Source organism: Sulfobacillus harzensis, from assembly GCF_012933365.1.
Lineage (GTDB): Bacteria > Bacillota > Sulfobacillia > Sulfobacillales > Sulfobacillaceae > Sulfobacillus_B > Sulfobacillus_B harzensis.
The window spans coordinates 1-9855 of the sequence record NZ_JABBVZ010000117.1 but is presented as its reverse complement, the minus strand read 5'-3'; the positions used below and the strand labels follow the sequence as shown (position 1 = coordinate 9855).

Genomic DNA, 9855 nt, shown 5'->3' with positions numbered 1-9855 from the left:
TGTAGGAAAATCGCAGCGTCCAATGCGTCAAACCCGCGCGCCGTGCGGGTTCGGATTAAATGAAAAGGCTCCTAGCGGACTGTAGGCGACAAATCCAATGCCCAGTTCCCGGACGGTGGGCAGGATCTCATCCTCCGGATCGCGGCTCCAGAGCGAGTACTCGGTTTGCAGCGCAGTCATGGGATGGACTTGATGGGCACGGCGGATAGTGGCCGGCGCCGCTTCCGAGAGCCCTAAATAGCGCACTTTGCCTTCCCGCACCAGTTCTGCCATCGCCCCCACAGTATCCTCGATGGGGACGGTGGGATCCACCCGATGAAGATAATACAAATCAATAACCTCAACGTTTAAGCGTTTCAGCGACGCTTCGGCGGCTTGGCGCACATATTCCGGAGTACCGTTGATGCGCAGGAATCGACCATCCGGGGAGCGCTGGTTGCCAAATTTGGTCGCCAGCACCACCTGATCCCGACGCCCCTTGAGCGCGCGTCCCACCAACTCTTCATTGGTAAAGGGGCCGTACATGTCCGCAGTATCAATAAACGTGATACCCAGGTCGATGGCCCGGTAAATGGTGCGCATTGATTCCTCATCATCGCGGCCCCCGTAAAAATCCGACATCCCCATGCAACCCAGGCCCAATTCCGAAACCACTAATCCCTGTGATCCCAATCGTCTGGTCTTCATTAACCCACCTCCACTGGATATCATAACCAATTGCCAAGGCCTTACGCCGATCGCCCACCCAGTTGGCCCAGACGGCGCGTTTGCCGGAAAAAGAGGGCTAACGCAAGCGTCATCGCCGCGCCCAATATGGCCAATCCCTGAAAACCGCGAGCAAAGTGGTTGCCAGCCATCATAATCGAAAACAAGAGCGGTCCAACGACGATGCCGAGATTTTCTCCCACAATGACAAATGCCATCGCCGGCGCTACGGTGCCGTCATGCTCGGAAACCAGTCGCGGTGCCGCGAACACCACCGTCGGAATGAGCCCGCCGACCAAGTTCAGCAAAAGTGTGAACACAATGGCGAGAGCCAAAGCCCGCACCCCGAGCAGCAACCATAGGCCGGTCATCACCGTGCCGGACGCTAAAAAAGGCCAGACTTTGGGACGCGCGCCCACAAACGGTCCCCCCGCCAAGTTTCCCAATGCCCCCACCACGCTGGCGGCGGCCCCAACGAGACCGGACGTGGAAAGCGTCACGAAAAAGTCGCGGGTCAGCCAGGTAGAAAGCCAGGTGCTCAGCGCAAATTGCTGGGCTGTGAAGAAGGCAAACGCACCCGCCACAAAAATCATCGGAAGCACCCACGGGGTGGATGCCGCCTCAGGGCTTAAACGGGCTGACGGTCGGGGATTCGAGGTCTGAACCAGGAGCACGGCCGCGAGACCTTCCATGCCCCATTCCGCGACGGTCAGCGGAAGGATATGGGCAGGCCCGACCAGGTGCGGCCCCAAAAGAAACATGATTAAGCTCCCCACGGGCACCCAAGTAGCCCAAATGGCCAATGCCCGAGCCATCTTGGCCCCCTCGACCTGCTGACTAATCTTCGCCGGTGCCGCCACCGAAATGAGGCCGAACCCGCATCCAGCCAGTAAACGGGCCGCCAAAAATCCTGCCATGGTGTCTCCGGAGAAACTCGCCCACCCCAACGCCATCCCTAGAGCCAATCCCATCAAACCACCCAGCGCCACCCGGTTGACGCCCCAACGGTTGGCGAGGCGTCCGGCCGCGAGTGCTGACGCCATGGCTGCCAGCGCAAAAGCCCCCATCAAGAGACTGTCGAGGGCATCAGAGCTATGAAAGTGCTGCCTCAACACCGGCATCACGGGCGGTACAGCGAATTCCGCCATGGTACCTGCCAATCCCGCCGCATACGACGCGGCCACAATCGATGTTGCGGAATCCCGCACCACGCATCCCCTCCTGTCGAGAGTTGCAACCTTCCGCATATTGTTCGCATGATAGACTTAGGGTAAAATAGCACGGCTAAGGACGGAACGGAGGAAAACAGACGAACCAGCGCATTGCCCAAACCCGTACAACCCGCACCAGTTGGCTCATCATGGTATCCATTCTCATCATGGCCGCCAATCTGCGCCCCACCATCACCGGCGTGGGACCACTCATTGCCGAAATTTCCCGCGGCACCGGCCTGTCTCCGGGACTGGCTGGCATGGTGACGACCTTGCCGCTCATCGCCTTTGGCCTCATTTCTCCCATCGCCCCGCGCGCCGCACGTCGTCTCGGCTTGGAACGGACGTTGTATATTGGCCTCATCATCCTCTTGGCGGGCACATTGTGCCGGTCTTTAGGAACGGCGGCGGCGCTGTTAGCGGGAATGTTTCTGGTCGGGGCCGGCGTTGCCATTGGCAACGTCCTGTTACCCAGCCTGGTTAAGCGCGATTTCCCGCAACGCATTGGCCTCATGACCGGGGTCTACACCACGGTGATGAATATTTTTGCCGGGTTGGGCTCCGGAATCAGCGTTCCTCTGGCCCATGGCCTAGGGCTTGGGTGGCGTGGCGCCCTGCTCACCTGGGCAATTCTTACGGTGGTAGCCCTGTTGCTGTGGCTGCCGCATTTACGGCAGCGCCATCTCCCTGACGCGACCCAAATGGGCGGCATGTGGCGATCGCCTGTTGCATGGCAGATTACCTTCTTTATGGGATTGCAGTCGCTCTTGTTTTATGTCAACGTGGCCTGGCTTCCCACCCTGCTGCACGACCGTGGGCTCTCCCTTTCCCTATCGGGGTGGCTGGTATCCTTAATGCAGATTGTCAGCCTTCCCGGCACTTTTCTGGTCCCCATCATGGCCGGCCGTCAGCGCCGCCAACAAAATCTGGTGGCCGCCATTTCAGCCCTGTTTTTCGTTGGCTACCTCGGTCTCCTCATCACCCAGGGTATCGTGCTGTCCATCATTTGGGTCATTTTCATCGGGTTTGGCGCCGGTGCCAGCATTAGCTTGGCATTAGCCTTTTTCAGCCTTCGCACCCACACTCACCACCAAGCCGGACAAATTTCCGGCATGGCTCAATCCATCGGGTATCTCTTGGCGGCCGCCGGGCCATTTACGGTTGGCCTTCTTCATAGTGCCTCCGGCGCCTGGACGATGCCCCTGATGCTGTTGTTGGTCGTGGTGCTGTTGATGGCGGGATTCGGTCTTGGTGCAGGCCGCGATGTCTACATCAATCCAATCCCACCCGCCGCCGAACGCCCCTAGAAAGTAGATCGGCTTTGCACTTTTCCCCGCATCAACGAAGTGAAAATACCCAAGACCGTGGCGATCCCCATCGCCGCGAAAGCATATCGATACCCGTCAATGAAACGGGCGATATCGGTGAGTGGAATGCGGGTCACGGTCCCCAAAAACATGGCATTCTTTAACCGGGGCGGCAGATTGTTGGCAATGAGCGTCAACGACAGCGCGGTGCTCAGCACCAATCCCATATTCTGCAACATGGAGCGGATGCCGTTGACCATCCCGCGATGCGAGGCGGGAATGGACAACATAATCGAGCTGGTATTGGGTGTCAGGAAGAATCCCGAGCCAAAACCCGTGCAGAAAATGGCGATGCCGACCAGCCAAAAAGGAATGTTGAGCGACAGCAAAAAAACCAGGATGATGAGACCAAGCATGGTCGCCACAAGACCGGCCGTCGACAAAATTCTGGCCGGATAACGGCGCGCCAGGCGGCCTGACAAGGGCGCCGCGATGACCATCCCCACGGTGACCGGAATGACCCTTAGCGAGGCTTGAAGCGGCGACAGGTGGTACAGCGATTGATAGAAAAGAGCAACCAGCAAAACCACGGTGGACCGGGCCATGGCGTTCAAAAAAGCCGCCACATTCGCCATCGCATAAGGGCGAATGTTAAAGAGAGCCAAGTCGACCATGGGATGAGCAGTGCGGCGCTCATGAAGAATGAAAATCGGTCCCAACACAACCGCCAATGCCCACCCGACCAGCACGACCGGTGCGCCCCAGCCCACAATCCCGCCTTCCGACACCGCCAGAATGATGCCGCTTAAGCTAAGAAAGGCAAATAAATTGCCCCAACCGTCAATGGGCTCCCGATAGCTGGGCTTCCTTTGCGGTGCGAGCGCCACCATCCCCCACACAATGCCGGCGATGCCGAACGGTACATTAAACCAAAACACCCATTGCCAACCGGCCAGCGTCGCCAAGAGCCCCCCAGCGATGGGACCCAAGAGTTGAGCCGCAGAACTCACCAGCACATTCATGCTCAATCCGGACTGCAAATGCTCCCGTGGAAAAGCGTCCGTAATCAGTGCGGTGGTATTGGTGATGATGAGCGCCCCGCCCGCCGCCTGCAATACCCGAAGCACCAGAAGCGAGGCCACATTGTCTAAAAACCCAATCACTAAACTGGCCGCGGTAAATACCAAAAACCCGGCCAGATAGAGCTGGCGGCGGCCAAAGATATCCGAAAACTTGCCGAACAGAAGTATCAGCACGGTGTTGAACAGCTGATAGGTAAGAAGAATCCAGATAGAGGCCGCCGGACCGGCATGAAAATGCGCCACCACGGCGGGCAACGCAACATACAACGATCCAATGTTCAGTTGAACCAACATGACGCCTAGACTTGTCACTGAGAAAACCAGCCAACCATATCGGAGGCTCGGAATGTCCCGATCCACCTCGTCCCCTCCCTGCCGTCTCGCGTTCTCTGTCTGGGGACGCGAAAAAAGTAGCGGGCTTTCGCCCTCTATTTACAGCTTATCCAAGATAATCAGCTACGGAAAGATCGCCCCGGCCGGCGTCAGGCTGCCCTGCAGATGCGAGCGATTGGCCCCGGTAGCACCGGGGATGCTGGTAGGGCGTCGACGAACCAACTGGAAGGCCAGATACGCAAAGGCCATCGCTTCCTTGGCGTCCTCGGGCAGGCCATAGGCACCGCTGGTCTCCCATGGCCGAAGAAGCGCCAACCGGGACGCCAGTTCGGCCATCAACAGCTTATTTTTCACCCCGCCACCGGATGCAATAAGCGCGATCGGGCCCCGGGTCACCCGCTTTATCCCATCCGCAATGCTGGATGCCACCAATACGGTCAGCGTTCGCAGAATGTCGGCGTCGGATAGCCCCAGGGCTCTCCCTTCCGCCACACGCTCCGCCACGTAGGGCAGGCCAAATTGCTCCCGGCCGGTACTTTTCGGCGGTGTCTCGGAAAAATAAGAATGGGCCAGCCATTGATTCAAGAGCGCCTCGTCCACTTGGCCGCGGCTCGCCCATTGCCCGTTTTTGTCAAAGGTCAGGCGACCCTCGCTCAACAGGTTTGCGGCACCATCCAACACCATATTGCCGGGGCCCGTGTCATAGCCCAAAATGGCCTCTAATGGCGCCTGAGCCGGAATCCAGCTCACGTTGGCGATGCCGCCAATGTTGAGCACCACCCGATCTTCTTCGGGATGCCGCAAGATGGCCCAGTCAAAATAGGGTACCAGCGGCGCACCTTGTCCACCCAAAGCGATATCCATGGACCGAAAGTGAGATACCACGTCAATCCCGGTACGTGCAGCAATGACAGCCGGATTGCCGATTTGCCAGGTAAATCCACCCGGCCCATTGGGGTAATGGGCGATAGACTGCCCATGAGAGCCGATGACGCATACCTGACTGGGGTCGATGCCCGCCTCCGCAATCACCCGATTGGCCGCCCGAGCAAACGTTTCCCCGAGGACCCGATCAAGCCGTCCCGCTAAGACAATCGGCGCCGAAGGCGAAAAGGCTTGGAAAATATCGCGCCGCACCGTGCCGTCAATCGGATCGTAAATCGCGTGGACCAGCGCCACGCCGGGAAAGGCGTCGTCTGGCCGCCTGATCTCAATTAGTGCCGCATCAATCGCATCCGCCGAGGTTCCCGACATCAAGCCTACCGCATAAATCGCCACGGTATCCCTCCCGCTGTATCTCAGGCTTCGCCCATGGGCGGCGAATTCCCTGCCCGGCGCCCCGGAAGGTAGCCAATAAGCCCCCCCATAACCGCGCCAGCGATGCCCAGCAGGCCTAAAACTGCATAGAGAGGCAAGATCAGCCAGGTCGAGGGAACAAGCAAAATGGCCACCGTACCCAGAATGGATCCGATTTCTTCAAACGCACCCAATTTGGCTCGTGCATAGCCGGCTCGGCCCGGCGGAGCCTGGGACAAAACCAACGCAGCAGCCAGGTCCTCAACCATCCACCCGCAAAACCCCTCAATGCCTCCCAGGACCACAAAAACGGGAAAGGACACGCCCCGGGACAAAACCAGCCAACTGATGCCCAGCCCCAAAAACATGGGCGGAATCCAGGTCAGGGGACGCACCTGGATACGGGATAGGAGAAGACTCGCGACCAGCCCTGATCCGCCCCACACCGCCAACGTCAGGCCATAGCCGAACGATTGCCGATGCAGGATGTGAAACGTGTAGGCCATCGCCAAGGTATTGGCTTGCCATGTCAAGAAGCTCAGGGTCATCATGGCCACAGACGGTCCGTCGGGACGCCAGTCGATGGATTCATAGCGAGCCGGCTGACGCGGACGAGTGTCACGGGACAAGCGCGCAATCAGCATGCCGGCAATCCCATAAGCCCCGGCGGACAATAGAAAACCGCTTCGATATCCAATGAGGGAGAGTACCAGGCCTGCCAGCATGGGCCCGACCAACCGCACGGCGCTCTCTGATTGGCGCAGCCGCATGATGACATGACGGGTGCCCCGAAAGTCTCCCGGATTCGCCACATAGTGGGATTGAGCGGCGGAATAAAAGCCGCTGCCGGTTGCAATGCCGGCCAAGAGGGCGAGCGCCGCCCAGAAATTTTGTACGCGCCACAAGCCCAAGGCCATGAGCATCCGCGCACCATAGGTAGCCATCATCGCCTGGCGTGCGCCGAACCGGCTGCTCGCCCAAGCATACGCCCGAGCTAGCACCAGTCCGGGAATGGAACCGGCGAGGAAGTACCATGCGTAACTGGACGATGCTGGGTTAAGTCCGGTAATAAGAAGTCCTAGGGCCACCTCGCGAAATTGCGAACCCAAGGTGACGGTGGCGTCATCGATGGCCAGGAGTACCACATCTCGATTGGATGACATAAAAAATCCCCCCGAATGCGAAATGCGGAGGGAGGATCAGACCCTGAGGTGAACTCGGAAAAAGGGCAGATCTCTCCCGTTAAGGCGCATTGGCAATCGCGAGAGGAGAAAACATTGTCACCCATCCTTCCATGGTACCCTTAGCATAACAGGTGCCCTCCATCCGGTAAAGTCCGGTCGATGCCTGCTTCTATTGAGGAGGCGGCCATGGCCACCCGCGCTCGCATGCCCGGTGCCCAGAACGCCATTACCGACGTGCCCGGAGCCCTGGTCGGATTGACGACTTAGGCGCGGGCCCAGTGCAAACCGGGGTCAGGGCGATTTTTTCCCACGGCCACCCCATCGCCTGCATGTCCGCGGTGACGGCAGGGGCCTTGCCGCGTTGGGCGATACCATGGACCCGTCGAATGCCCGCCCATACACTCTTGAGCGGTTCTTGGCGCACGGAGAAGGGATTATACCGGACAGCTTCATGAGCGCTCCCCCTCCCTCTCCTCCGGCGACAAACCCGGCACCACATGCAGAGACGGGATCGGCTGCCGACGCACATTCGGATCCATCAGCGGTCACCTCGCTCATGAGGAAGCTGGGCACAATCGGGTGTCAGCTGGCCCGGTCGGACCACGGTTAAATGCCCACGCCATCCAACGTGGTCCCCGCGAAGAACCACTCGTCCAACTCACCGTTTAAGAGGGCATGCATTTTCTGGCGGACCCGCTCGGCGCGGGCATGGCGTTCGGCCGCCAACTCTGTAGGTGGCAACGCCATCAGCCGCGGAGTAGCGTGAGAACCTTCCCTTCGCTAGTGGCCCAACAGCGAGTCGGACAGTTGCGCGACCGGACTCACGATTCACCTGCGGCGGTCGAAGACGGATCAAGAAGGCGAAGGCCGATTGGTGGGCATTCCCTACGGCTCGCATCGCGAGACGTGCCCCGTGCGGTCGCTTGAGGCCTCGGGAATCGAAGACGGTCCCCTATTCCGTGCCATCAATCGGCATGGCCAGATGCAGACCGGTCAGCTGAGCGATAAGGCCGTGGCGCTCATCGTAAAGCGTTAGGCAGAAGCCGCCGGCCTCGACCCAGCGCAATATGCGGGTCACAGCTTGCGGGCGGGGCTAGCGACATCGGCTGCACAGGCGGGTGTGGCTGAGCGGGTGATTATGGCCCAAACAGGACACCGGAGTGTGGACATGGTACGCCGATACATTCGGGAAGGCTCGCTGTTCCGCGAAAATGCTGCTGCTGAGGTGGGACTCTAGTGGGGCCACTCAAATTGCTTTGGTGGGCAGTTACGGGGCCGTTCTTGCTGCCCTATGGATTTGGCGCAAGTAGCGGAAGACAGTGCGGACCGTCGAAGTCATGACCGGACGCCGTATCGTGCGGCTGGGCTGGACACGCTTCTATACGGTTCGGCGGCATCGGATGGCTAGGCACCGTCGGATCCGCACACCGCAGGCCCAACGCGACACCATTCCAGAATGGCGCCCGACAAATTACCCGGAAGGCGAACGCAGCCGACGGCGTTGAAGAATGGCGATTGCGCTTTTACCGGGTCTTTAGGGCCGTTTCAGCAGTTACGGCTTGTCCCGGTCATGAAGTGGGCGTCAAGTTCTTGAACTCCGCCTCTACTTGAGCAACAACCGTCTGAATGTCGGGATCATTTTCGAAAATCGACCCTAACGTTTCCGGGTCAATGCAGCGGATAGGCGATTCGTCCCCCATTTCCAGAAGGTCGTGGTCGTAGGTGAGGACAAAGTCGCACGCCTCAGCTTGTGCATCGGCCAAAACGGGCCAGTCTTTTTCATCTCGACAATATTGTCCCATAGCTTCAACTACGGCCGGGTCGGGATCCTCTAGGTGGACGTGCCAGTCTCCTTGCAATATGGCAAACGCCAATCCTTGAATGACCGCAATGCGCGCCTTTGGTGGTACATTCGGTCGTGAGAGAACTTCCAAGGTTTCGCTTAGTGTGTAGGACGATAGTACAATCTCGATCGGACAACCAATCAGGGGGAGCATTACAAGGGAACTCAAGGCGTTATTGCCTAACGTAAAGACACGCAAAATGCTGGAATCCAGGAAGATCCGAATGGGACTACTTTTTGGCATTGTCTCCGAAACGCTCCCGGAAAAAGCGGGGGCGTACCTCGTGGGCCGCCAGCTCTATTTGCTCCACGTCCTCCGGCGTAAGAGTCGCCGCAAACACCGAACCCCATTTTTCTTGGAGCCCCTCAGGAAGTTCTTGGGGAAAACTAACCCGGGGCGCCCCACCCGTGCGCAAGCTGCGATTGATAATAAGGTCTTTGAACCTCACGGTTCCCACCACATTATCTGTGCTCGGCCGTTCGGGTTGCACTTCGGGCCCGTCGTTCTGCTTTGTGTTGGTAGAGCGCGACATAACGGGGCCTCCTCTCTGATAATCCCATTCATTCCTTAAGTCCATTGTTCCCATCAATTCACATCTACATTAAAGCATATGTGAAATCATACTAACCTACCCATATTTGCAATGCAAATCCAACCATTACAACCGTCCCTAGGATGTATCGGGAACTCTGTCTGCGGTTGCGTTTACGACAGTTGGTGCCGTACCCCGTGCGTGGAGAAGCCCTCGAGGAAAAACTATTGTCCTGACATCGTGAGCTTGATATTGGCCAATTCTCGCGCGGACAGGGTTTCCAGGCAGGAGTGTCAAGGATTTTGTGTAAACAGTTTTTCAAGACTCCAAATTCTGTAAGGGCTGGCGGACTCGGTCTTCG

Annotated in this window: 10 protein-coding genes and 1 pseudogene; 3 read left to right on the top strand and 8 right to left on the bottom strand. The window is 58.5% G+C overall.

The genetic code is table 11. The features are described from left to right. Positions 1–27: 27 nt before the first annotated feature. Both HIJ39_RS19590 and HIJ39_RS19585 read right to left on the bottom strand, forming a co-directional pair. A complete protein-coding gene (locus HIJ39_RS19590; protein WP_169102710.1) occupies positions 28–687 on the bottom strand; it encodes an aldo/keto reductase in 660 nt (219 codons plus the stop codon). A gap of 41 nt (positions 688–728) precedes the next feature. Then, complete coding sequence (locus tag HIJ39_RS19585; RefSeq protein WP_169102708.1) at positions 729–1916, bottom strand: MFS transporter; 1188 nt, start codon at positions 1914–1916, stop codon at positions 729–731. Positions 1917–2065: 149 nt separating this feature from the next. Between HIJ39_RS19585 and HIJ39_RS19580 the strand changes: the two genes are divergently transcribed. Then, positions 2066–3223: a CynX/NimT family MFS transporter gene (locus tag HIJ39_RS19580; RefSeq protein ID WP_169102706.1), complete on the top strand. Its 1158-nt coding sequence runs from the start codon at positions 2066–2068 to the stop codon at positions 3221–3223. Here the strand turns inward: HIJ39_RS19580 and HIJ39_RS19575 are convergent. The 4 genes from HIJ39_RS19575 to HIJ39_RS24725 all read right to left on the bottom strand — a co-directional run bounded on the left by HIJ39_RS19575 (position 3220) and on the right by HIJ39_RS24725 (position 7859). Next, entirely contained in the window at positions 3220–4665 is a 1446-nt protein-coding gene (locus HIJ39_RS19575) for an MFS transporter (protein WP_169102705.1), read from the bottom strand. The two genes, HIJ39_RS19580 and HIJ39_RS19575, sit on opposite strands and share 4 nt — an antisense overlap. Before the next feature lie 96 nt (positions 4666–4761). After that, positions 4762–5916: an anhydro-N-acetylmuramic acid kinase gene (locus tag HIJ39_RS19570; protein WP_169102702.1), complete on the bottom strand. Its 1155-nt coding sequence runs from the start codon at positions 5914–5916 to the stop codon at positions 4762–4764. Between the two features lie 20 nt (positions 5917–5936). Then, positions 5937–7097 carry an MFS transporter gene (locus HIJ39_RS19565; RefSeq protein ID WP_169102700.1) on the bottom strand — a complete coding sequence of 387 codons (1161 nt, stop codon included), beginning with the start codon at positions 7095–7097 and terminating at the stop codon, positions 5937–5939. Between the two features lie 627 nt (positions 7098–7724). After that, complete coding sequence (locus HIJ39_RS24725; RefSeq protein ID WP_275107379.1) at positions 7725–7859, bottom strand: hypothetical protein; 135 nt, start codon at positions 7857–7859, stop codon at positions 7725–7727. Positions 7860–7992: 133 nt separating this feature from the next. On the opposite strand from HIJ39_RS24725, the gene HIJ39_RS23800 reads away from it, so the two are divergent. Then, a complete protein-coding gene (locus HIJ39_RS23800; protein WP_207711799.1) occupies positions 7993–8154 on the top strand; it encodes a site-specific integrase in 162 nt (53 codons plus the stop codon). A 15-nt stretch (positions 8155–8169) separates the two neighbouring features. After that, positions 8170–8355, top strand: a pseudogene (locus HIJ39_RS23795) (tyrosine-type recombinase/integrase); the annotation flags it as partial. Positions 8356–8686: 331 nt separating this feature from the next. On the opposite strand, the gene HIJ39_RS19555 reads toward HIJ39_RS23795, so the two are convergent. After that, the gene (locus HIJ39_RS19555; protein ID WP_169102698.1) at positions 8687–9205 is read right to left on the bottom strand and encodes a PIN domain-containing protein; all 519 of its coding nucleotides are present in this window, start codon (positions 9203–9205) and stop codon (positions 8687–8689) included. Beyond that, positions 9192–9494: a hypothetical protein gene (locus tag HIJ39_RS19550; protein ID WP_169102696.1), complete on the bottom strand. Its 303-nt coding sequence runs from the start codon at positions 9492–9494 to the stop codon at positions 9192–9194. Before HIJ39_RS19550 ends, HIJ39_RS19555 begins: the two co-directional genes overlap by 14 nt. Positions 9495–9855 lie beyond the last annotated feature (361 nt).